At 40.2% G+C, this 22978-nt stretch carries 20 protein-coding genes and 1 tRNA gene; 11 read left to right on the forward strand and 10 right to left on the reverse strand.

The window, feature by feature from the left end; translation table 11 throughout:
- Positions 1 to 20: 20 nt before the first annotated feature.
- Together BuS5_RS18245 and BuS5_RS18250 are read left to right on the forward strand one after the other, a co-directional pair.
- A complete protein-coding gene (locus BuS5_RS18245) occupies positions 21 to 290 on the forward strand; it encodes a hypothetical protein (protein WP_027352857.1) in 270 nt (89 codons plus the stop codon).
- A 57-nt stretch (positions 291 to 347) separates the two neighbouring features.
- Entirely contained in the window at positions 348 to 1058 is a 711-nt protein-coding gene (locus BuS5_RS18250; protein WP_051374543.1) for a response regulator, read from the forward strand.
- Positions 1059 to 1496: 438 nt separating this feature from the next.
- On the opposite strand, the gene BuS5_RS18255 is transcribed toward BuS5_RS18250, so the two are convergent.
- Positions 1497 to 2051 (reverse strand): CBS domain-containing protein, encoded by a 555-nt coding sequence (locus tag BuS5_RS18255; protein ID WP_027352858.1) that lies wholly within the window; start codon positions 2049 to 2051, stop codon positions 1497 to 1499.
- Between the two features lie 439 nt (positions 2052 to 2490).
- Here BuS5_RS18255 and BuS5_RS18260 point away from each other — a divergent pair, with 439 nt between their 5' ends.
- The 7 genes from BuS5_RS18260 to BuS5_RS18290 all read left to right on the forward strand — a co-directional run bounded on the left by BuS5_RS18260 (position 2491) and on the right by BuS5_RS18290 (position 10773).
- A complete protein-coding gene (locus BuS5_RS18260) occupies positions 2491 to 2703 on the forward strand; it encodes a dodecin family protein (protein ID WP_027352859.1) in 213 nt (70 codons plus the stop codon).
- 453 nt (positions 2704 to 3156) lie between these two features.
- Complete coding sequence (locus tag BuS5_RS18265; RefSeq protein WP_027352860.1) at positions 3157 to 4773, forward strand: SLC13 family permease; 1617 nt, start codon at positions 3157 to 3159, stop codon at positions 4771 to 4773.
- A gap of 93 nt (positions 4774 to 4866) precedes the next feature.
- A tRNA-Phe gene (locus tag BuS5_RS18270) sits at positions 4867 to 4939 on the forward strand.
- A gap of 150 nt (positions 4940 to 5089) precedes the next feature.
- Positions 5090 to 7036 (forward strand): penicillin-binding protein activator, encoded by a 1947-nt coding sequence (locus BuS5_RS18275; protein ID WP_157487300.1) that lies wholly within the window; start codon positions 5090 to 5092, stop codon positions 7034 to 7036.
- 11 nt (positions 7037 to 7047) lie between these two features.
- Positions 7048 to 8022 carry a KpsF/GutQ family sugar-phosphate isomerase gene (locus tag BuS5_RS18280; protein ID WP_027352862.1) on the forward strand — a complete coding sequence of 325 codons (975 nt, stop codon included), beginning with the start codon at positions 7048 to 7050 and terminating at the stop codon, positions 8020 to 8022.
- Between the two features lie 290 nt (positions 8023 to 8312).
- A complete protein-coding gene (locus BuS5_RS18285; RefSeq protein ID WP_051374544.1) occupies positions 8313 to 9524 on the forward strand; it encodes a CaiB/BaiF CoA transferase family protein in 1212 nt (403 codons plus the stop codon).
- Position 9525: 1 nt separating this feature from the next.
- Positions 9526 to 10773: an HAD family hydrolase gene (locus BuS5_RS18290; protein WP_027352864.1), complete on the forward strand. Its 1248-nt coding sequence runs from the start codon at positions 9526 to 9528 to the stop codon at positions 10771 to 10773.
- Between the two features lie 48 nt (positions 10774 to 10821).
- Here the strand turns inward: BuS5_RS18290 and BuS5_RS18295 are convergent, their stop codons facing one another.
- From BuS5_RS18295 to BuS5_RS18335, 9 genes are all read right to left on the reverse strand, one after another.
- Positions 10822 to 12081 (reverse strand): serine/threonine protein kinase, encoded by a 1260-nt coding sequence (locus tag BuS5_RS18295; protein ID WP_051374545.1) that lies wholly within the window; start codon positions 12079 to 12081, stop codon positions 10822 to 10824.
- 4 nt (positions 12082 to 12085) lie between these two features.
- Positions 12086 to 13486, reverse strand: a complete 1401-nt coding sequence (locus tag BuS5_RS18300) for a hypothetical protein (protein WP_027352865.1) — start codon at positions 13484 to 13486, stop codon at positions 12086 to 12088.
- A 61-nt stretch (positions 13487 to 13547) separates the two neighbouring features.
- A complete protein-coding gene (locus BuS5_RS18305) occupies positions 13548 to 14348 on the reverse strand; it encodes a TlyA family RNA methyltransferase (RefSeq protein ID WP_051374546.1) in 801 nt (266 codons plus the stop codon).
- Entirely contained in the window at positions 14341 to 16221 is a 1881-nt protein-coding gene (dxs, locus tag BuS5_RS18310; protein ID WP_027352866.1) for a 1-deoxy-D-xylulose-5-phosphate synthase, read from the reverse strand. The genes BuS5_RS18305 and dxs overlap by 8 nt, the downstream gene beginning before the upstream one ends.
- A 52-nt stretch (positions 16222 to 16273) precedes the next feature.
- Positions 16274 to 17179 (reverse strand): polyprenyl synthetase family protein, encoded by a 906-nt coding sequence (locus BuS5_RS18315; RefSeq protein ID WP_027352867.1) that lies wholly within the window; start codon positions 17177 to 17179, stop codon positions 16274 to 16276.
- Positions 17180 to 17221: 42 nt separating this feature from the next.
- Positions 17222 to 17452 (reverse strand): exodeoxyribonuclease VII small subunit, encoded by a 231-nt coding sequence (xseB, locus tag BuS5_RS18320; RefSeq protein WP_035264221.1) that lies wholly within the window; start codon positions 17450 to 17452, stop codon positions 17222 to 17224.
- A complete protein-coding gene (xseA, locus tag BuS5_RS18325) occupies positions 17433 to 18800 on the reverse strand; it encodes an exodeoxyribonuclease VII large subunit (RefSeq protein ID WP_027352869.1) in 1368 nt (455 codons plus the stop codon). Before xseA ends, xseB begins: the two co-directional genes overlap by 20 nt.
- Positions 18801 to 19331: 531 nt before the next feature.
- On the reverse strand, positions 19332 to 19778 hold the full coding sequence (locus BuS5_RS18330; protein WP_027352870.1) for a CGGC domain-containing protein: 447 nt from the start codon (positions 19776 to 19778) through the stop codon (positions 19332 to 19334).
- Between the two features lie 233 nt (positions 19779 to 20011).
- Positions 20012 to 20455 (reverse strand): hypothetical protein, encoded by a 444-nt coding sequence (locus BuS5_RS18335; protein WP_027352871.1) that lies wholly within the window; start codon positions 20453 to 20455, stop codon positions 20012 to 20014.
- A gap of 482 nt (positions 20456 to 20937) precedes the next feature.
- On the opposite strand from BuS5_RS18335, the gene BuS5_RS18340 reads away from it, so the two are divergent.
- Complete coding sequence (locus BuS5_RS18340; protein ID WP_157487301.1) at positions 20938 to 22143, forward strand: cation diffusion facilitator family transporter; 1206 nt, start codon at positions 20938 to 20940, stop codon at positions 22141 to 22143.
- A gap of 294 nt (positions 22144 to 22437) precedes the next feature.
- The gene (locus BuS5_RS18345) at positions 22438 to 22935 is read left to right on the forward strand and encodes a Crp/Fnr family transcriptional regulator (RefSeq protein WP_027352872.1); all 498 of its coding nucleotides are present in this window, start codon (positions 22438 to 22440) and stop codon (positions 22933 to 22935) included.
- The last annotated feature ends 43 nt before the right edge of the window (positions 22936 to 22978 follow it).

Genomic DNA, 22978 nt, shown 5'->3' on the forward strand with positions numbered 1-22978 from the left:
CAGATCTTAAGGAATAAATTATGGAAGAGCCTGAAGCAGTCATGCTAGAGAAATTGGCAAAAAAAGGGCTGAAATTCAAAGCCATTCCGACGTATATCAGGAATCTTGAAACTGCCATTAGGGAAGATCCCTATATCAATCTTAAAACATTAAATATACGACTCAATGTGCTGGGCTGGAATGAATTTGAACTCGATTATTGTACAGTTCAATTAATCAAAGCATCTTTGGAATCAGGCTCCGGGCATAAATACTTTTTGCCAAATTTATCTCGTGAGAAACCTCAATAACTTCTTTAAATTCCAGAAAATTGTTTTTCTTTCAGGTCAATCTGGAAGGGATGAGTAATGGATGTAAGGAAAACAGTTCTTATTATTGATAATCAGTCTGCCTTTAGAAATAATTTAAAATCGTTTTTGTCGGGTAACCCGGAATTTGATCTGGTTGGAGAGGCGACAAACAGTTCTGAAGGAAACATGAAAGCGGAAGAGCTAAGCCCTGATATAGTGCTCACGGACTGGGATTTGCCTGATCAGAGCGGCATATACCTTATAGAGCAACTATATACCGGCTTTAAGGATATTCGCAGTGTAATGCTGTGTAATTACAGCAGGTACAATTATATAACCACAGCATTTAAAGCTGGAGCAACAGGATATCTGCTAAAAGACTCACTTTCCGGCCAACTTGCCAAATGCTTAAAAGCTGTTTCAATGGGGGAGTATTTTCTTGACGGATCTCTTTCTCATCAACTGGTAAAAAGTGTCTTGATATCAGACCAAGAAAATTACGGATTGGAAAGGAGAAACTATGACAAGCTTTCCCGAATTGAACAACATATTCTGCGTCATCTGGCAGAAAAAAAATCCATTAAAGAAATCGCGGTAAAACATGCTGTAATTCCCGAGACTGTCGAAAATTACAGAATGAATATTATGAAAAAACTTAATATTGGTAGTAATGCCGGGTTATTGAGATACGCTGCCTGGATAGGGATTGTGGATATAGAAAAAGTTTTAAAAAACCAGAATTCCCAGGGAGGATGTAAATCCAGCTAAATCAATTAATAGAGTGGGATATTTCAACAACTGGGATGAATATACGAATCCAACCACTTTGTTAATACGGTTCTGCCTTTTTTAGAGAACTTGTGAACGGAGAACACTCTTTTGTGGCAGAGCATGTCAGGCAAGAGCTATCCAACAAGTTTAAGGCAGGCAAGTTTAAGGCACAGGATGTGCTTTCGGAATTTTAAATGTTCCTGATCCGTCCTATAACCCTTCTGTCGATAATGCCCTGTCACGCGGTACAACCCTGATTAATACCACAGAATAAAGCACCTATAGCAAGTCCTGTTTTTAATGTACGGCATTTTATATAGATTTTCAGAGAATTAATTTCACCAGGATATAGGTAAAAAACTGGGGGAGGCGCACTGGTAGTTCGTCGACTTAAGTTTTTGATCGATAACGCAGTGAAATTATTTATACGGAAATCTATAATTTACAGGCCTTGATTCTCTTGCAAACTTCTTTAAATACATCTGTCGATCGAAGAATACCTATAATCGCTTTCTCTTTTGTAACAAGGAGAGACTGACGCGAGCCTATAATCAACTGATGGACAGCCTCATTTATCGGGGCGTCCTGGTCAACATATTCTCCCTCGGTAAGCGTATACATAAACTGTTTAACTTTAATATTGGTCGCTTTTCGGCAGATCTCATTCAAAGGTTTGTTCCAGAGATTAAACTCTTTTAACATGTTACTTATAAATTTTGGGTTAAAGCCGAAACGGCTCATTGCGCGAGAATCATCCATCTGATTATATTTAGGTTCCAATGCTCTGATGATGTCCAACTGACTGACCTTGCCTACTACTTTTCCATCTTTACCGGAAACAAGAACAGCCCTGCGATGAGTTTTTATTCCGTCATGGGTGTCAAAAGCCTCCTCCAAAGCTTGAACAGCATCAAACAAAGAATCATCCTCTGAAACGCTGACAAACCCGGTAAGCGGCACCATCAGATCCTTTACAGTAATGTTTTTCATAATAACCTCCTCTCAAGATTTAAAAATTTGTAAGAAGCCCTTATTCCCAGGAGCATACCTTTTGATATGAAGAGGTTATAATAAAATTAGAAAGCATACAATAAAATTTTATCAAAAAAATCGTAAGATGCAGGAAATAGATGCAGCCCTTTGGGCCGGTTCGAGATATATACCCGTATCATGGGCAAAATAACCCATAAAATGAATTTTTTTCTCTATTGACAACACACCTCAATTATATGAATATAATTTACAACTTTTTAATCCTAATTATACTCACTTGTTACACAATGCCATTTGGTATATAAAATATTCGGGCTTATTTGTTGAAGGTTTGCGATTTTTAATATTCTTTTTTAATATCCTTGGGGGGGAGCAAACCTACTGGAAATAATTAATTATATCAATTGAAATAATTAATAAAAAAAGGAGGTCGATTATGAGTAACAGCGTTTATAAAATAATTGAGGTTGTGGGAACCAGCGATGTTTCCTTTGGAGATGCCGCAAAGGCTGCAGTGGAAACAGCAGCTAAATCACTTAAGGATTTGAGAGTTGCCGAAGTTAAAGAACTGGATATGAAGATTGAAAATGGAAAGGTTGTGGCCTACCGGGCCAAAGTCAGCCTTTCATTTAAATATGTAGCGGACTAAAATTACGCTATGAAAAGCCTGATGATTGTTTACTTTTACCAGGTTTTGCGTAATTGTTTTATCCCCCCCTCTACCCCCCTCTACCCCCCTCTACCCCCCTCTACCCCCCTCTACCCCCCTCTTTTTTGCTTATATGTTGTTTTTTGAATAACTTTCAAATCTCTCTTTTTGATGCAATTGCCCTATTTAAGCAATTGACATGCAAGCTGCTTTTTGAGATAAATATTAGTTTAATAATATTTTTTTAGTAAAATTTATTTTAAAATGATTTTTTAAAATGATTTTTTGTATGAAGTAAAATTTTTATCTATAGATTTTCAGGTAATTAATTTCACAAGGATATAGGGGGAAAATCTGGGGGAGGTCTATTGGTAGTGCGTTGACCGAAGGCTTTGCCGGATAACGCAGTGAAATTATTTATGTGGAAATCTATCACAAACAGGAGGATTTTTGATGAGCCATGATTCAGGTCATGACCTAGAAAAAAGCGGGGAAAAAAGCGGGATTTTAGCAAACAAACTCTTTTGGATCGCCATAGGAGCGGCACTCTTCATTATTGTAGGTTTTATTATTCCTGTTCCGGAAAGTATATTAAAGCTTATGAAGGAGGAGGGCTTTGGCCAAAAAATGATAGACTTGGGCATAGCAGATGATATGTGGCATGCAGCGTGGAAGACCAAACTTGTACTCGCCATGATTCCCATGGCAATAATTTACTTTGCAACTGAAGCCATGCCTATTGGCCTGGTTGGTATTTTAATGCCTGTTCTTGCATACTTTTTCCATTTGATGCCCACCAAGGATATAGGCAAAACATTTGCCGGCGATGCTCCCCTGTTTTTGCTGGGTGTTTTGGCAATGGGCGTCACCGTCATTGATGTGGGCCTGCATAAAAGACTTGCAACGTGGATATTAGGCTGGACAAAAGGCTTTGCGCTTCCGATTATCGTTTTATGCGTTTCCATGTCCGTAATCGGGGCTTTTATCTCGGCCCATGCCATGGCTGCATTTATGGCGCCGGTTATGGCCGCGGTCTATATGGGAGCAGTCGCCGCCAAGAGTAAAAACGATATAATTGAACACGATCCCGCCCTTGCCAAGCTTTTGCTTTTATCATTATGTTTTGCACTGAATGTCGGTGGTGTCGGGTCTCCTGCGGCAGGAGGCAGGAATGTCATTATGATGGGTTTCTGGGCGGATTATAATGTCCCCATGAGTTTCGGCAGGTGGATGATGTATGGACTGCCCCTCTCCCCTTTTCTAGGATTAGCTGTGGCTTTATATATGATGTTTATTTTCAGAAAGGTAGAGACCAAAGATTTAACTCCAGGACTTACGGCAATTAAGGAAGAGACCGAAAGAATGGGAGCTATGAGTTATAAGGAAAAAGTATCATTGGGAATGATGCTGCTGATTCTGTTGCTCTGGATATTCGGAGGACACGGTCTGGGACTTGGAGGGCCGGCCTTACTGGCTCTTTTAATTCCGGTCCTTTTCAAGGTTTGCGAATGGAAAAAAATACTCGACGGGATATCATGGGATGCCTGGTTTATGTATTGCGGCGCCTTGACTCTCGGAGCTCTTTTGAAAGAGTCCGGAGCAGCTCTTTGGCTCGCTCAAATATTTCTCGATACTATGGCCAGGGCGGGTATTACAGGAGGTATCGGATTATGGACAGGTATGAGTTTCTTCTCTGGCCTTGTAACCAACTTTATGTCTGATGCCGGGACAACTGCATTACTAGGCCCCATTGCGATTCCCATGGGGATTATGAGCGGCGTACAGGGAGAACCTTGGGCCATAGGACTTTCCACCGCCTTCGCCACCTCTTTTGCCCATTTCCTGATTGTCGGCACTCCGAACAACGCAATCGTATACGGGCTTGGTGTTTATCCTGATACCGGGGAAAAAATGATAGAGCCGATGGACTTTGTAAAATATGGATTTGTATTATGGCTCATATCATTGGCTATCACCTGGGTATTAGGCTTTATGCTGGTGTTCAACTTTTTCGGATTCCCGGAGGGGATAACCGAAACAGCAAAAGCCGTGCTTCAGGCATCACAGTAAGCTTTTAGTGATAAGGTTACAAGGATAGATTGAATATTAACCAAAAAAAACTTGACTAAATTTTGATTGTTCAATATAAAAAATTTTTGTTACGCCGAGGTAGCTCAGTCGGTAGAGCAGCGGACTGAAAATCCGCGTGTCGGCAGTTCGATTCTGTCCCTCGGCACTCGTATAAATAAAAAAGGGTATTAAGTGTTGACTTAATACCCTTTTTTTATTTGATAAATAGTTTTAGCCTAAATTGAAGTTGTATATTTTTTTAAATCATCATATATCTTTTTATCTCAGACTTATATACAATACAGTAATTACCCATATGAAATCTATCCATATAAAATCTATCCATATTATTATCCTGGTCATAATTTTGTCATTTTATTCATGTGTTTCCAAACGTATTATTCCAAGTGTAAGGCTTGAACCGGATGAATCATTGTTTATGAAAGCCGAAAAGCTGTTTGAAAAAAAATACTATGGTCAAGCAATTGATAAATATCAGGAATACCTTGAACGCTTTCCTGACAAAGAAATGGCTCCGGCCGCTTTAATGAAAATTGGAACGATCGAGGCTATCCTGGAGCATTATCCCGAATCTATCAACAGTTACGCACGCCTGATTAAAGAATACCCAGAAAGTATATTTGTCGACGACGCCATGGTTGCATCTCTGCGGGCCTACTACAGGGAAGGCAAATATCAGGAAGTTATAGATTTTGCAGACCAAATCTTGAAAAAAACCGTTTCAAAAGAGCATATTCTAAATATATATATAACTCTTGGAGATACTTATATTGCTCAAGAGAACCCTGTGGTCGCTGTTTACTATTATACTTTAGCATATGGAAAGGCTGATGCTTTAACAAAAGAGAGTATCCTTGTTAAGCTGAAAGAAGGCGTCAAACCACTGAGATACACAGATATCGAGATGGTTCTTGAACTTATTGACGACAAACATTTAGAAGGCCTTGTCTTATATCTTATGGGCATGGCCAAAACAGAAGAAGAATACTATGATGATGCTAAAAGAATTTTATCCGAATTTATTGATAAATTCCCTGATCATGAAAAGGCCGGCATGGCGTCAGAACAGTTAAAAAAACTGGAAAGCCTTTCTGTTTATGAGCACCATACCATTGGCTGCCTTTTACCTTTGAGCGGTGATTATAAAGTATATGGGAACAGGGCATTGCATGGTATCGAGCTGGCTTTGAACAAGTTCATAGCCCAAAATACGAATCAGGATACAAAAAAATTAATCAAAATAATTATTAAAGATACCGGTTCAACCCCTGATAAAGCCATATCTGCGATAGAGGAGTTGTATCAGGAAGGTGTTGCTGCTATAATCGGCCCGATTTTTTCTGTGGAAGCGGCAGCCATAGAAGCTCAGAATAAAGGCATTCCTATTATAATTATAACGCAAAAGGATAATATAACCGAAACCGGAGACTTTGTTTTTAGAAATTTTTTTACACCGCAAATGCAGGTTAAAGCGATTGTATCGTTTGCTGTTGAAAAACTTGGAGTAGATCGTTTTGCGATTCTTTATCCTGATGAAAAATATGGAAAAACCTTTATGAACCTTTTTTGGGATGAAGTAATTGCTTCCGGAGGGGTTGTTACCGGCCTTGAATCTTACAGCCCGGATAAGACTGACTTCAGCGCTCCGATCAAAAAACTTGTGGGGCTCTACTATGAGATTCCCGAGGATCTTTTAAAAGAAAAAGGTAAAGATAAGCTAATTGATGACGATAATATCCTTGATACAGATAAAAAACCAGAGCCCATAATAGATTTTGATGCTCTTTTCATTCCGGACGGGCCTAAAAGGGCTGGTCTTATTATGCCCCAATTAGCTTATAATGATATTGAAGATGTATATATTTTCGGCACAAACCTATGGCATTCAGACCGATTGATTGAAATGGCACATAAATATGTGCAGGATACGGTTATGCCGGATGTTTTTTTTGCAGGAAGTTCATCTGAAGATGTGCAGGATTTTGTCAAGCGCTTTAAGGATTCATTTAAAAAAGAGCCCGGTTTTATTGAGGCAGTAGCATATGATACCGCCATGATACTTTTCAGCATCATAAGTCGAAGCGATGTCTCTTTTCGCAGTACGGTTAAAAACGAATTAACCCGTATGGCCGGTTTTGAAGGAATAACAGGTCATACAAGGTTTACCAAAAACGGCGATGTTGAAAAAAAATTATACCTTCTGAATATCAAGGGTAAAAAATTTATTGAGATAAGGCGATAAGAATTTGGATAATGATTATTAAACAGGCAATGGAAGTACTTAAATTAGAGGCAGAAGGGATATTAGGCTTAATCGACAAAATCGATGAAGGTTTTGCCAAAATGGTAGAACTGATTTGTAATTCAAAAGGTCGTCTTATAATTGGCGGTATAGGCAAATCCGGTATTGTCGGCAGAAAAATAGTGGCCACCTTGAACAGCACCGGAACAAGGTCACTTTTTTTACACCCGGTTGAAGCCATGCACGGAGATCTCGGAATGGTAAGCAGGAACGATATTTTTCTTGCTCTTTCCAACAGTGGAGAAACAGACGAACTTAACATTCTGCTTCCAAGTATACGAAGCATAGGCTGCCCGATTATTGCTTTGACAGGCAACATCAGGTCCACTTTGGCAAAGCAGAGTGACATAATTGTTGATGTCGGGGTTGATAAAGAGGCTTGCCCGCTTGGTCTTGCTCCCACTTCCAGCACAACAGCCTTGCTGGCCATGGGAGATGCGCTTGCCGTAGTTTTGATTAATAAAAAGCATTTTAAACAGAGTGATTTTAAAAAGATCCATCCCGGAGGAGCTCTAGGCCAAAGGCTTTCGGCAATGGTGAAGGATATCATGCTCATCGGCGGCTTCGTACCGCTTGTATCCGATTCCGCTTCTTTGAGGGAAGCAATTGAAGAGATAAACCGTCGTGGTTTAGGGACTGTTCTTGTTGGTAATGATAAAAACAGACTTGCAGGCATTATAACGGATGGTGATTTAAGACGCCTTTTGGCAGATCAAAGGCCTGTAGATGATCTCACAGTCAGTGAAGTAATGACCAAAAAGCCTCGCGCAGTCAGCCCCGAATCTCCTGTTTATGATGCCCTGAATATTATGGAGAGTTTCCAGATCACCATTTTGCCGGTTACCGATTCATCCGGCAGGATAGAAGGTATACTCCATTTGCATGATATATTGGGTAAGGGGGAATTCAAATTTAACGGGAAATAAAAAGGCGATTTTAAAATATTTAATTTTGAAGCTGCTTCTAACTATTGTTTGAACGAAAACTAAAAATAGATATTATTTTGGATATTTAAACATTATTCAAGAAAAGAAGATTTCCGAAAAGCTGTTAACATTTAGCCGTTAGCTATTGGCTCAAAGAACTATCCGTTTGATTTTAAAAGCTAATGGCTCAAAAATTTCGATTTGGGAAACATCCTTAATTTACCGGAAATATGGCAATTTTAGCTTTTTCGTTCAGGCATCTAATGAATAGACTTTGGAGGTTTTTTTATATGATAAGACCATTGGAAGGAATCAGAGTAATTGAATGCGCTACATTTCATGCCGGGCCTGGAGCTTCTGCAATTATGGGAGATCTTGGCGCTGAAATAATCAAGATAGAGCAGCCCGGTTCGGGCGATCCTATAAGATCTCTGAAGAAAATTGGAAAAATACCTTTTGGCCTGCCGGGCGGAAGAAATATTTTCTGCGAAGGCGCTAACAGGAATAAAAAGTCTGTTACCGTTGACCTTATGACAGAAAAAGGACAGGCTATTGTTCACAGGTTAGCAAAAGATGCCGATGTGTTTTTGACTAATTTCAGAAGGCCTGCTCTTGAAAAAATGAATATTACTTATGATGTAATCCGGCGGATAAACAAAAATATTATTTATACATCAGTATCCGCTTATGGTCCCAAGGGTCCTGACAGCGATCGGGGCGGATTCGATTACCAGGGCCAGGCCAGAGCCGGAGTAATGTATTCCATGGGCGAAGAAGGTATGCCGCCCTTAGTCTGTCAGTTCGGTATTCTTGATCAGGCTACGGCATGTAATGCAAGTCACCAGATTATGGCCGCTCTTCTGGCGCGAGAGCGTTTCGGAATAAGTCAGGAAATCAAGATCTCCATTTTAGGTTCTTCAATGAATCTGATTTACTTTAATATTCTCACTTCTCTCGTGGGAGGTTTTAACGTTCCGCGGCACAAGCGTTCAGAGGAGCATCCCATGCGGAATCATTACAAGTGCAAAGATGGCAAATGGTTTATGATGACTCTCAATCCACCGAACAAACACTGGGAATCTTTATGTCTCGCCCTGGAACATCCTGAGTTTATAAATGACCCACGCTTCAACACCGATGAGCAGAAACTTGAGAATGCGGAAGAATTGGTTGCTATTTTTGATAAAATCATTGCTGAGCGAACGCGGGCGGAATGGCTCGATATATTCAACCGGTATGATTTTTTTTGTTGCGCAGTAAATACCATGGAAGATCTTGCTGAAGATCCCCAGGTACTGGAAAATAATTATCTAGTAGATTTTGATCACCCTGACATGGGTAAAATTAAAATTCCCGGGTATCCGGCCTACTTCAGTGAATGTGAAGCGGGTATGGTAAGTGCTGTGCCTGAACTGGGAGAGCATACTGAGCAGGTTCTCCTTGAACTGGGAGGATATACTTCAGAAGAAATATCAACAATGAAAGATGAAGGAGTTGTATGATATGATAATAGAAAAGCACGAGATACGCCTGTTAAAGGAATTTTGCGATCTTATGGCCCATACCCGTGCAATACGATTTGTTATTGTTGAGAACATATTCAACAATAACCTTGAATCATCAGACCCCGATGCAATAAATAACGAAAGGATTAATGTTGAAAAGTTACAGATAACTTCTCTTGAAAATGCACTTTTTTCTCTTGAGAATATTCCTTTTGAAGGGACAAGGCGAATTCTGTTCCTGGATGCCTCAAAAAAAATAGAGGTAGATCTTGCATATGAAATAGAAGAGCTGAAAAAGGATATTTTCTACCTTAAAAATGGAGAAAAAAAATTTTTCGGTTATCTTGAAAATATACATTCCGGCTTTACAGAACAGGTGGAAGCTGGGGTAAAAAAACTGGCAGGTCTTGATTTTAACTGTTTCATAACCGACCGGGACGGCACCACCAACAATTACTGCGGCATGTACAGATCTTCAATCCAATCTGTTTATAATGCTGTTTTTATTACTCGTTTTGTAAAAAAAAGAACTGAGAATCCTATTATTATAACTTCCGCGCCACTTAAAGATCCCGGCATAGTCGATGTAAGTGTAAATCCTGAAAATGCAATTATTTATGCCGCCTCAAAGGGGCGTGAATTTATAGATCTGAACGGATCACGCCGAACTTATCCCATAGAAGAAAACAAACAACAACTTATCAACGAATTGAACAAAAAGCTTTCAGATCTATTATCGAATTCAGAGCTGGAAAAATTTACCTTAATAGGCTCCGGGTTGCAGCTTAAATTCGGACAAACAACAATTGCGCGGCAGGATATAAACGGATCGATTCCCCAGGATGAATCTGATAAATTTTTAAAACTTGTACAAGGCATTGTTACGGATATCGATCCGGATGGGAACAATTTCAGAATCGAAGATACCGGCCTTGATATTGAGATAATCCTTACAATTGAAGATTCGGAATCAGTACCCAAGGATTTTGATAAGGGGGATGCCGTCAGGTATCTTAATACCGAATTAGATCTCTCAATGTCCAAAGGACCACACCTGATATGCGGAGACACAGCATCAGATATTCCCATGATAGAGGCTTCCATTGAACAGAGCGATGACACATGGACTGTTTTTGTAACTAAAAACAGGACACTTGCAGAAAGAGTGTCGGCAATATCTTCTAATACCGTATTAGTAACGGAGCCGGACATGCTGGTTGCCATGCTGGCTTGTTTGTCACGATAGCTTATACCTCGCAAGGCTATAAATCGTATATTTTTTTTAAAGGAGAGGTCATGGCCTGTTTATTCTCCTGGCTGCAAGGCGGAGATGGTTCCGCATTTGTCCGGCAGTCTGATATCTTTTTTGCAGATTTTTTTCCAGAGTTTTGTTTAAAATAGTTAATATTACTTCGTCGATTGATGAGTTATATGAAGAGGGTGGCTCGGGGTCTACATTATTTATCTGGTACATGATAGCCGCCGGATTATCGCCTGTAAAGGGCAGTCTCCCTGTCAGTAACTGGTAGAATACGACACCTATAGAGAATATGTCTGAAGGGCCGGTCAGTTTCATCCCCTTTGTCTGCTCCGGCGACATATAATATGGAGTACCTTTTATAATTCCGGTATGAGTCCCGGAATTATAATTGGAGCTTGCGGTAATCCGCGCTATACCAAAATCGGTTACCTTTACAAGTCCGTCCTCCACTAACATAATATTGGCCGGTTTGATATCCCTGTGAACAATATCATGATTATGGGCATATTCCAGCGCGTTACATGCCTGTATGATTATATCGATACACTTTGTGATTGAGAGCAGGTTGTTTTTGTTTGTATATTTCTCAAGGCTTTCCCCTTCCAGATATTCCATGGCAAGATACGACAGTCCTTTGTCTTCGCCAACATCGTAAATAGCAACGATATTAGGATGAGATAGTTTTGCAATAACTTCGGCTTCACGATAAAATTGTTTTTTTGCGTTTATTACCCTGATTTTATCGAAATCATCAATAAAACGTATGGTCTTTATTGCAGTCAGCCTGTTAAGCCTGGGATCGCGTCCCTTGTATACGATTCCCATGGCGCCACGGCCTGTCTGTTTAATTATTTCATAGCGGCCGATCGTTTTTATTTCCTGTGAATTATTTTTAGGGCCGGGCGTTTCCGGATCGGAAAAATTGCCCTGGTATGCCCCGCCGGTACGTGCGGGCTTTCCGGAATTCTGTGACAGCCCGTTTAATTCAACAGCAGCTCCGGCAGCGTCCGGGGCGTCTACAAAGAAGCGCAGCCCGCCGAAAAAGAGCACGCTAAGCGCTGCCAGTTTTAGCATAAGTTTGATTATCAAGACTGTATCATCGGTAAAATGGAATATACGTATAAAAAAATAATCTGTAAAATCGGAAAGGAATACAAGTCCTATAAAGATCATGACAAGATTGATAGCCGCAGCTATTTTTCCGCCGGCATACTCTTTCCTTGCCCGGTTGTAAATCACCAGGGTAATGATATAAAAAAGCAGGCTGAGTGACTGGGCAAACATATAATCCATAATGCTACCGCTCCTCACATTCCCGGATAATCTTCCATTTATCCTGGTTTGCATCATATCTGATATCTAATGAACATTTACCTTCACCAATTTCGCTGAAGGTCCAGACTTCCCATTTGTAATATATCGTAAACTCAGAGTATATTCCGGTATTCCTGTTTAAGATTAAATCGTTAAATTTGATATTTTTTTTATGGATGTTCCTCCCGCTGTATTTAGAGGTTAAATAAGCCTTAACATCATTATGCGTTAACCCTATGATCAAATCCTTTAACTCCATGAATTTTTTAAGTTTTCCTTTATATTTCACAAATCCTGCATCATATAATTTTTTCTCATACTCTTTAGGAGTGATCCATTTTTCTTTATAATAAATATATCCTTGTGAACCGAAAATGATTTCTTCATCTCTTAATGCATTTTCAATTTTAATTCTACACTTTAAAAATTCGTTTTGATCTTTAAAAATGCTTTCTTCAAGTATGCGCAAGGCTGTTTCATAACCATTTTTTGCCTCTGAATATTTTTTTTGCCTCAAAGATTCTTCTGCTGATGCGATGATGCAGTTTAATATATCTATCTCTTTTATTTTCAATGCCTCGGTCTTTTCTTTTTCGATTTTTTTTCGTAGTCTGTGTTTATTTTCCTCCCTGATTTTTGCAAGGCGGTGCTTGTCGGCCTCTTTTTTTTTCTGTTTTATTTTATTTAATTCTTCACGTTCTTTTTGATGTTCCTTTTCAATTCTATCAAGTATCTCACGTTCTTTTTTTTCTACTTTTTCAATTCTGGCAAGTACTTCACGTTCCCTGTTTTTTTCTTGTTTTATTCTTGCAAGTATCGTCTGGATTTTTTGTTTTTGTTCTTCTGTAATACCATCTGATTCGATTTTCTTTTTTTGAGATTTTTTATCAACAGCGCGCGTAGGTTGATCCGTTCGCCATGATAGATAATAACTTGTTGCTACTGCAACTATTACAAGGCATGGAACAACGATCGGTATGTTATGTTTTTTTAAATAATGGACTAAGGTTTCAGGCTTAGGGTGGGTTCCTGAAGTCTCTTTAAGCATAACCGTTAATTCTGCGCTGCGATTCGGAGCAAAATTGTCCTCCTGTTGAGTATCTTTCGGACAGCCTCTCCTGATGGAAATATGCTGCAGGAATCGATTGTCAACCGGTTCGCTGACAAAAAAACGTAATCCTCCGAAAAAAAGTACGCAAAAAGAGGTTAATCTTAACAGGATTTTTATTATTGATATTGTTTCGCGAGTTATGTGGAATATTATTGAAAAAAAGTAATCCGCAAAATCACAACAAAAAAGAATGATAAGCGAGACCATTATAAGATTAATGGCAGCGGCTATCTTTTCTCCGGCATACTCTTTTCTGGCCCGGTTGTATGCCACCAGGGTAATTATATAAAAAAAAGGCTTAATGACTGCGCTAGCAAATAGTCCATGCTGATCTTCAGGATTGTATGTGCTTAAAATTTTTCAAAGTTTTGCAGCATTCTTTTGCTGCAGCAGATTGCAACCGGGAAATGAATATCAAGAATTCCTTGTTGCCTTTTGCGCCTTGAATCGGAGATGGGATTACCGGACTGCACACAAGACCTGTATCCTGGAAGAATTCGGCAAGACTGGTTATGACTTCTTCGTGTAAGCGTGTATCCCTTACAATGCCGCCCTTCCCTGTTTTACCTTTACCCACTTCGAACTGCGGCTTTATAAGGGCTATAATGCCGCCATTTTTTTTGATAAATTTAAGAACAGCAGGGACTACTATTTTAAGGGAAATAAAAGAAACATCTATGGTTGCAAGGTCTAACCCGACAGGAATGATTTTTTCAGATATATGACGGATATTTGTACGTTCCACCACCACCACACGGGAATCCTGCCTCAGTTTCCATGCAAGCTGACCATATCCCACATCTACAGCAAAGACTTTTCCGGCGCCTTTTTGGAGCAGGCAGTCGGTAAAGCCGCCGGTAGATGCTCCCACATCAAGGCATACATTGTTTTGAACACAAATATCAAAAGATTCCAAAGCTCTTTCAAGTTTAAGCCCGCCCCGGCTGACATATGGAAACTCATTCCCTTTAATAACTATGTTATCAGAACCTGATGCCAATGTGCCCGGTTTAGCGGCCGGCATATTGTTTACCAGCACCTTGCCGGCCATGATAAGCGCCCTGGCCTGATTTCTGCTTTGCGCCAGCCCTTTTTCCAGAACCAGCAAATCGATTCTTTTTTTCTTTTCAATCATATATGTCGCAAAGTTTTACTGCTGCATCGGCAATGGAGGGCGCATCAATGCGGTATTTTGATCTTAGAATATCCTGGTTTCCATGCTCGACGAATTTGTCCGGTATTCCAAGCCTTATAAGATTAAATCTCATTATTCCGTTATCGCATAAACATTCCAGAACCGCGCTTCCGAAACCTCCTTGCAGTACATTCTCCTCGACTGTAATGATTTTCGGGATTTTTTTTACTAAAGCGCATATCTTGTCGGAATCTATCGGTTTTACAAATCGGCAGTTAACTACGGTTGCGGATATGCCCTTTTTTGACAGCAGGGAATGGGCGTCAAGAGCATCACCCACAGATCGTCCGATGGCCAGTATGAGAATATCATCACCATCCTTCAGGATTTCGCTCCGGCCGATGGGTATGACAGCCGGATTTTCATCAACAGAAACGCCTCTTGCAGTCCCCCTGGGATATCTGAAAGCAACCGGTCCATTATGTGAAGTCGCTGTTATGAGCATTCTGCAGAGTTCATTCTCATCTTTAGGAGCCATTACAACCATGTTGGGAAGATTTCTGAGGTATGACAAATCGAACAGCCCGTGATGAGTAGAGCCGTCTTCGCCTACAATACCGCCCCTGTCGATGGCAAAAACAACCGGGAGCGCTTCCAAGCATACATCATGGATTATCTGGTCATATGCTCTTTGTAAAAAGGTTGAATAAATAGCCACAACAGGTTTTAGTCCCTCTATTGCAAGGCCTGCGGCAAAGGTAACCCCGTGCTGTTCCGCAATCCCAACATCAAAAAAGCGGTCTGGAAAAGTATCGGCGAATTTTACGAGTCCCGTACCTTCCGGCATGGCTGCGGTAACAGCTATGATTTTATCATTTTTTTCGGCCAGTTTCACCATTGCTTTCCCAAAAATTTGGGTATATGTGGGGATCGCACCTTTTTGTCCCGAACTGTTTCCTGTTTTTATTTCAAAACTTCCTACACCATGAAAATAGACAGGATTATTTTCCGCAGGAGGGTAGCCTTTTCCTTTTTTGGTTGTGACATGAAGAAGTACCGGTTCATTAAGGCATTTGACATTATTGAGTATATCGATCAGGTGATTCAGCCTGTGGCCGTTGATCGGCCCGAAATATTCAAAATTAAATGCTTCAAACAACATTCCGGGGGTTACAAACGATTTGAATGACTCTTCCGAACGTTTTGCAATCTGGTAGATGTCTCCACCTACTTTTGGAAGGGATTTCAGAAACTCGCCGAATTCTTTTCTTAAGCCTTGCAGCCTTTTTGCGGCAAAGGCGCGGCTGAGAAAAGAGGATAATGCTCCTACATTATGGGAGATCGACATATCGTTATCATTCAGGATAACAATAAGATTCTTGTGTATATCTCCGGCCTGATTCAGGCCTTCATAGGCCAGGCCCGAAGTCAATGATCCGTCGCCTATTACCGCAATAACCTTGGAATGCTTTTTTTTAAGGCGTCCGGCACAGGCCATACCAAGGCCTGCAGATATTGATGTGCCGCTGTGACCGGTTGAAAATGCATCGTAGGGGCTTTCACCTATACGGGTAAATCCGCAAAGGCCTTTATGTTGTCGGAGAGTATGAAAGCTCTCCCGCCTGCCGGTAAGAAGTTTGTGAGGATAAGACTGATGCCCCACATCCCATATGATTTTATCCTCAGGCGCATTAAATACATAATGGATTGCAATGGCAAGTTCAACCGCTCCGAGGCTCGATGCAAGATGGCCGCCGTTTTTAGAAACAACATCCACAATCATTGTTCGTATCTCTTCCGCAAGCGCCGGCAGCTCAGATCTCGAGAGAAGTTTAAGATCTTCGGGTGAATCTATTTTTTTCAGAAAGCTCAATATAGTTATAAATTCCTGTAAGTTAAGTAAGTTAAGTTAAATTAAAATGTCATTATTTTTTTCGGTTAATAATATAAGAAGCGATTTTACGAAGCGGATCTGAACTTTTATCAAAAATATCCAGAGCCTGCAATGCGTCGTATATGAGTTGTCCGGCAAATTTTTTTGAACCATTCAACCCCATCAAAGACGGATAGGTGTTTTTGTTCCGGTGGGCATCAGTTCCTGCAGTCTTGCCCATAACCAGCGGATCTCCTTCAACGTTCAATATATCGTCTGCAACCTGAAATGCGAGGCCTATTTTTTTGGCATATAATGAAAGATGTTTTAATTGTTTAGTATTGCAGCCTCCTATAATTGCTCCTGCAGATACCGATGCTTCTATAAGCGCGCCTGTCTTTAATGAATGCATATGTTCAAGCTTATCTAAATTCAGCACACTGTTCTCTGAAGAGATATCCATCATCTGTCCCCTGATCATACCGTTCCAGCCTGATGCGCTTGATAATATATTGATAATTTTCAGCCGCACAGATGGATGATGATTTTTATCGTTATGGCCTGATAAAATGTTTGCTGAAGATAGAATCTGAAATGCAAGCGTAAGCAGCGCATCGCCGGCAAGGATTGCTGTGGCTTCGTCAAACCGGATGTGACAAGTGGGCTTCCCCCTGCGCAGGTCGTCGTCGTCCATTGCCGGGAGATCATCATGTATCAGCGAATAAGTATGTATCATTTCAAGCGCGCATGCAACCGGCAGGGTATCTCGAATATCCCCATGAACGGCTTCACATGCGGCAATACAGAGCACCGGTCTGACTCTTTTTCCTCCGGCCATCAAGGAAAATTCCACAGCCTTCATAAGACGGCTGTGAACCGAAAAATGTTCAAGGATATTTCTAAGAGAGTTGTTTACAAGCTCTTGTTTTTCAGTAAGATATTCTTTAAATTTGAACATGATAGAGTTTGTTCATCAACATGCAAGCCTTTTATTAAACTATCATTCCTGATCCGGTGCAAATGGTTTTTCACTCAACTTTCCGCTGTTATTCTCCATGAGGATTATTATTTTTTTTTCAGTTTCATCAAGTTTGCGGGAACAGAACTTTGATAGTTTTACACCTTCCTCGAATTTTTTCAAAGCTTCTTCAAGGGGAAGATCTTCGGTTTCCAAATCCTGAACTATATGTTCCAGCAAGCTTATTGCTTTTTCAAATGTTTGTTTCGTCATTATAAGTTTTCCCTTCTACGCGGCATAATATTGATCCATTCCTGACCATGATTTCAAGTTGATCATCTATTGAAACAGATGTGATCTCTTTCACAATAATTCTTTCAGGTATGGTTCTTGTAATACTGTAGCCCCTGGCAAGGATTGTCTCGGGATTCATAGCTTTCAGCCTGGCGGAGAGTTCGTTCAGAATTCCACGTTTGCCGATCAAATATATCTTTAGAAAAGATAACAGATCAGAGTTGATCTGTTCAAGTCTTTCATTTATGCGGGGTATCGATTTTAAAGGACTGTTTGCCTGCAGTATTTCAATGCGCCATCTCAGATCTTGTCGTTTTTGTTTTAGATGATTTAAAAAATTTCCAACAAGGCGCGATGTGATATCATCTGTCCTCAGCCGCAAGTCTGTAAGCTTTTTTCCGGGGTTGACAAGCCGGTCAGAGAGACTCTTCAGTATGGTAAGCTTTTGCTCTATATATTTGTAAAAATTTGTTTTAAGGCTTCTGAACAGCTCATAACATTGTTTTTCAAGTTCATCCTTTTGCGGTACGGCAAGCTCTGCCGCGGCTGATGGAGTCGGAGCACGCAGATCGGCTGTAAAATCACAAATTGTATAGTCGGTTTCGTGTCCCACAGCAGAGATAACAGGAATTTTTGATGCAAAAACGGCCCTCGCAACATCCTCTGAGTTAAAAGCGGCCAGATCCTCCATAGAACCCCCGCCGCGGGCCACTATGATCAGATCTGCCGGTTTGTTTTCAGGTCTGGTTTTAGTTATGGCGTTCAGCAGTTTTATACCGGCGGCGATTTCCTTTTCGGCGCCGTATCCCTGAACCCTGGAGGGAATAATTTCAAGATGAATATTTGGAAAACGTCTGTCAATAATTTTGAGAATGTCATGGACAACGGCTCCGCCGGGGGATGTTACAATTCCGATTTTTTTTGGTAAAAAGGGAAGGGGAGCCTTATGTTTTTCGTCGAATAGACCTTCTGCGGCAAGACGATTTTTTAGTTGTTCAAAAGCCTTCTGCAAAGCTCCGGCGCCATGGGGCTCCAAGTATTCAAAAATTATCTGGTATGTTCCGCGGGGTTCATAGACGCTGATTCTGCCAAAACCGGTTATGTTCATCCCGTCTTCCGGGACAAATTGTAAAGATCGGTTTTGTCCCTTGAAGATTACACCGCTGATCTGGGATTTACTATCCTTTAAAGTAAAATAATAGTGCCCGGAATATGGAGTGCTGAAGTTGGATATTTCACCTGAAACCCAAATAAAAGGGAATTTTTCTTCAAGCAGAATTTTAATATCGGAAGTTATTTCTGAAACTGTGTATGTTTTGCGATGCATATTAACAGGATAAACTACATGAAAAGAGATGGCAACAACTATAGATTGTCACATAAATAATTTCACTGCATTATCGGTCGTCGGAGTAGGGGTTCAAGATTTTGAACCCCTACCCCCTCCCATCATGATTGCGTGAACCGCAAGGGGAAGCTGGAATTTACCCACACCTGTAACTGGCCAGGTTTACATAGGATTCAGACGGTTTTTAAGAGAAATTAAATTTTCGATATTGCCATCCATGCCGCCGGGAACACCGAGAACAAAATTTACAAAGTTCCGCGCCTGTAACAGGGCAGGTGATTATGAGCGGATTATTGGTCATGTTTTATATATGAGGCACTTCTTCCCGTCCAATCTTTAGGGAACTGGAAGAAAATAATATACCTATATCGTGCAGAACTTTTGTTCGTCTTCAAGGCGTGATGGCAGGTGCATAGCAAGCTATATGCCTGTTATTACAACGTAGAAGACGGGCAAAAGGGCAAGCAGGATGGGTAATTATTTTTTGGAAGCTCCCTTACACTTGATTTATTAGTCATATGATAAACGAATCTTTTCATCCACTAATGTCGGGCTAATAATTTTTTTCCACCCAGGAGTGTCCCAGGTACCTATTTGATCATGCATGATGAGGTATTTTTGAGGTATAGGATGAGTGCCATATACTACTTCAAGGCCATATTTTGTTTGGATAAAATTACTAAAATAAGTGAGATATGGACATGGAGGATACCCCACAATTAGTCCGGTGGCAAGATGTATCGTCTCTGCTCCGTTTCCCATCATTTCATCAACAGCATATTCAACATTGCCGCCAGGGCACCCTTCGCAAGTAGTATACCCGACAACTTCAACTTCCATTTTTTTATATCTGCTAAACGCGCCTTCCCTGTTGCGCAATGACCTGAAACATTTTCCTCCTGCGCATCTGCGGTAGCGGTCACAGATGATTATTCCAATTTTTGTTTTTTCTTCCATCTTACCTCATGATTCCTTAATATCTTTCCCCTGAAACCCTGTCATGAAAAACAAGAAAATTAGGGGTTGGTTTTATCATCGAACCCTAAGAGTTGCGTGTTGAGTAGTGAGTGATGAGGAAAACCAGATCGTATCTTTATTCTCAATACTCAATACTCAATACTCATATCTTATAGAGTTGGGTTGCGGTCAAAGCCCGCTTTGGGAATTAAGTGACATATGGATCCCGTGTTTTAATTGTTTTGTTCATCACACATGTACGCGTGGGCTTCGTCTATTCTTTGCTCAATATACAAAAGCAGTTCCTCATCCTGATTATCGTAATCAAAACAGTGAGCGTCCTGCCCCAAAAGCCCTTCAGGTACAAAATCACCAATTTCGTCCGGATCTGTTATCATGTCTCCAAAGAAACAAACAGATAGCCAGCGATTAGCAGGGTCATCATCTATTATATCTACCATTGCGAATAATGGATTATCCTTTGCCGATGATTTTTTTATTGTAGCTCGTAATGAATAGGTAATCCCGGCCCTTGAATGAAAAGATAAAAGTGTATTCTTTTTTTTTAAGAGTTTATCTTTTAGTCTGGCAAATGCAGGTTTTGCATTAAGCTCATCAGTTTTCCAATTTTCAATAAAATCATTCAGTTCTGTTTCGTAATTTTTATTTTCAAACATGGTTTTTCCTTTGTTTATTATTATTTATAAATTCATTGCAAATAGTGTCCGTTCAGAAATCAAGAGATTGAATCTTTTATGACATACCCCTGCTTGTATATTTATTCCAGTATTTTTTTGTTTTTTTAAATTTTTTTTGTGTTGATTTTTTGGCATCCTTCAAATTTAGTTTATATTTACTTTGTTATAAAAAATTGGATTTCACCGCGGAGAACGCAGAGATCGCTGAGATATTACATTAAAAATTAAGCAGTTCCTCTGCGCTTTCTGCGTTCTTTGCGGTGAAAATATCGGTTCTAACCTGGGAAAAAGTGTTAACTACTTTTGGCCTTTAATGAAGGATGCCGATTTTTTTATGATTTATCCTGACCGGGAATGTGGATAAGAGGCTTGTAAAACGGTCGGAAATATTGTATTATTATTTCAATATCTTTGATATTTGGTCTTCGATTATTGCTGATTTATTCAATCCGGAATATAAAATGGAACAAAATGAAAAAATTGGGGCCTATTCCATAGGCGTCAATCTCCTTCTTGTCATAATTAAGTGTTTTTTGTCTTTTCTCTCCGGATCCGTTGCTCTTTTTGCAGATACTATTCATTCCGCCACAGATGTAATTTCTTCTATAACAGTCTTGTGGGGAATAAAAATTTCCAAGAGAAAATCAAAAAATTTTCCTTACGGGTTGTACAAAGTTGAGAATTTTGTTTCTCTGCTCTCTTCTATATTTATTTTTTTTGCCGGTTATGAAATCGTTTATACTGTTATATTTGCGCAAAAGTCCCTGAAGACCGAATTTTTGCCTTATACAGTGGCGGGCGTAGCTTTGGCCACGGGAATTACTTTTCTATTTTCACGTTATGAATTGCGGCAAGGGCAAAAAATCGGCTCTCCCAGTCTTATTGCTGATGCGCAGCATATCCGAACGGATATGTTTTCTTCTTTAGTTATATTGGTTGGTCTTATAGGCGGATTGTTCGGTCTGGAGATTGACCGGATAGCGGCGCTTATAGTTGTTGTATTTGTTTTTCAAGCCGGGCTGAGTATTTTTGTCAATGCTATACGGGTACTCTTGGATGCGTCAATTGACTTTGAAACAATGGATCGAGTCAAAACTATTATCTTGAAAGATCCACGGATCGTTTCAATTAGAAACCTCTGGGGGAGAAATTCCGGTCCGTTTAAATTTATAGAGGCCGACATAGTGATTAAGACCAATAACCTGGAAAAAGCACATTCCGTTACCAGGAAGATTGAAAATGAAATCAAGAGGCTTGTTTCCCACGTTGATCATATTTTAATCCATTACGAGCCCCAAAAGAAAGATACTATTACTTTAGCCATTCCCCTGGAAGAGGACCGGCAGATATTGTCAGAACATTTTGGAGAGGCTCCTTTCTTTTATATAGCCACATTGCGGGAAATGGACGGCTCCCTTCTTTCAGAGGCATTTCACCGCAATCCCGTTGCAAAGGATGAGAGGGGCAAGGGAATCAAGGTTAGTGAGTGGTTGCTTGAAAAAAAAATAGATGCTGTATATTCACCCAAAAAATTCGATGGAAAAGGACCAGGGTATGTCTTTTCGGATGCTGGTGTGGATATAATTGCATCTTGCAGTAAGACTTTAGAAGAGTTCCGCCAGGGTTTTCATAAATCAGTCATGCATTCCATTAGAAGTCATGATTAGAATTTTGCTTTCGGATCTGTTCAGGGCTTGACTAAGCCAATCAGAATGGTATTATCCATAAGGATATTGGCAGGGAAAAAATTTACTCTGTAATACTATTAATTTTTGACTTGTTTTATTTTTAAACTTGAGACCTTTGAAAAATACTTGATTTTGTTCAAAGTAAAGGAAAGTTAAAATTTTAGCCGCAGGAATATATTTGATATTTCGAGGATTAAAAATTGAGCCTGACACAGGAGTTGGGCAAAAAGGGTGTTTTGCAAAGGTCTCAATTTATTGAAGAGGGAGATAGTTATGGTTGGTTTGAGTGTTTTAGAAAAAGTTGAGGTTTTTAAAGGCTTAAATGATGAGCGGTTGGCCACCATCCAGAAATATGTCGAAGAAATCGAATATCAAAAAGATGATAAGCTTTTTACTGAGGGTGATGATGCACTACACTTGTGGGTAGTGATTGAGGGAGAGGTAGACTTGCGTTTTGAATTGCCAGGAGGTCGTCCTGCGGCAAAAAGAAACACTGTTGGAGCCAGAAAATCCAAAAAAACGGTCTCCAGGGTATTGGGCTGGTCTTGTTTTGTGAAGCCATATAAAATGAGGCTTTCAGCCTATTGTGCCTCCAGACGCTGCAAGGTAATAAGGATTACGAAAAAAGACCTTCTCTCAATTTGTGAAAAAGACAGCAGACTTGGGTTTTTGGTTATGCGGCTTATGGTCGAGGTGGTTGGGTATCGTTTCCAGCAGTTTCAGGATATTGTTGCCAAAACCATGGGCGAGGATCTCTTGAGCGGCTGGTAATCTGCTTGTGTCCTGTTTGTTTTTGAGCCAGCCCTTAATTTGC

The organism is Desulfosarcina sp. BuS5 (assembly GCF_028752835.1).
In the GTDB taxonomy this organism is placed as follows: Bacteria; Desulfobacterota; Desulfobacteria; order Desulfobacterales; family BuS5; genus BuS5.

What these genes read in the sequence shown, in the direction of transcription:
- BuS5_RS18290 (WP_027352864.1), top strand. Translation starts at nt 9,526, where the DNA reads ATGATAATAGAAAAGCACGAGATACGCCTGTTAAAGGAATTTTGCGAT.
- BuS5_RS18335 (WP_027352871.1), bottom strand. Translation starts at nt 20,455, where the DNA reads ATGTTTGAAAATAAAAATTACGAAACAGAACTGAATGATTTTATTGAA.
- BuS5_RS18305 (WP_051374546.1), bottom strand. Translation starts at nt 14,348, where the DNA reads ATGATTGAAAAGAAAAAAAGAATCGATTTGCTGGTTCTGGAAAAAGGG.
- BuS5_RS18295 (WP_051374545.1), bottom strand. Translation starts at nt 12,081, where the DNA reads ATGGATTATATGTTTGCCCAGTCACTCAGCCTGCTTTTTTATATCATT.
- BuS5_RS18250 (WP_051374543.1), top strand. Translation starts at nt 348, where the DNA reads ATGGATGTAAGGAAAACAGTTCTTATTATTGATAATCAGTCTGCCTTT.
- BuS5_RS18245 (WP_027352857.1), top strand. Translation starts at nt 21, where the DNA reads ATGGAAGAGCCTGAAGCAGTCATGCTAGAGAAATTGGCAAAAAAAGGG.
- BuS5_RS18280 (WP_027352862.1), top strand. Translation starts at nt 7,048, where the DNA reads ATGATTATTAAACAGGCAATGGAAGTACTTAAATTAGAGGCAGAAGGG.
- BuS5_RS18330 (WP_027352870.1), bottom strand. Translation starts at nt 19,778, where the DNA reads ATGGAAGAAAAAACAAAAATTGGAATAATCATCTGTGACCGCTACCGC.
- BuS5_RS18285 (WP_051374544.1), top strand. Translation starts at nt 8,313, where the DNA reads ATGATAAGACCATTGGAAGGAATCAGAGTAATTGAATGCGCTACATTT.
- BuS5_RS18275 (WP_157487300.1), top strand. Translation starts at nt 5,090, where the DNA reads ATGAAATCTATCCATATAAAATCTATCCATATTATTATCCTGGTCATA.
- xseB (WP_035264221.1), bottom strand. Translation starts at nt 17,452, where the DNA reads ATGACGAAACAAACATTTGAAAAAGCAATAAGCTTGCTGGAACATATA.
- BuS5_RS18340 (WP_157487301.1), top strand. Translation starts at nt 20,938, where the DNA reads ATGGAACAAAATGAAAAAATTGGGGCCTATTCCATAGGCGTCAATCTC.
- BuS5_RS18260 (WP_027352859.1), top strand. Translation starts at nt 2,491, where the DNA reads ATGAGTAACAGCGTTTATAAAATAATTGAGGTTGTGGGAACCAGCGAT.
- BuS5_RS18315 (WP_027352867.1), bottom strand. Translation starts at nt 17,179, where the DNA reads ATGTTCAAATTTAAAGAATATCTTACTGAAAAACAAGAGCTTGTAAAC.
- BuS5_RS18255 (WP_027352858.1), bottom strand. Translation starts at nt 2,051, where the DNA reads ATGAAAAACATTACTGTAAAGGATCTGATGGTGCCGCTTACCGGGTTT.
- xseA (WP_027352869.1), bottom strand. Translation starts at nt 18,800, where the DNA reads ATGCATCGCAAAACATACACAGTTTCAGAAATAACTTCCGATATTAAA.
- BuS5_RS18345 (WP_027352872.1), top strand. Translation starts at nt 22,438, where the DNA reads ATGGTTGGTTTGAGTGTTTTAGAAAAAGTTGAGGTTTTTAAAGGCTTA.
- BuS5_RS18265 (WP_027352860.1), top strand. Translation starts at nt 3,157, where the DNA reads ATGAGCCATGATTCAGGTCATGACCTAGAAAAAAGCGGGGAAAAAAGC.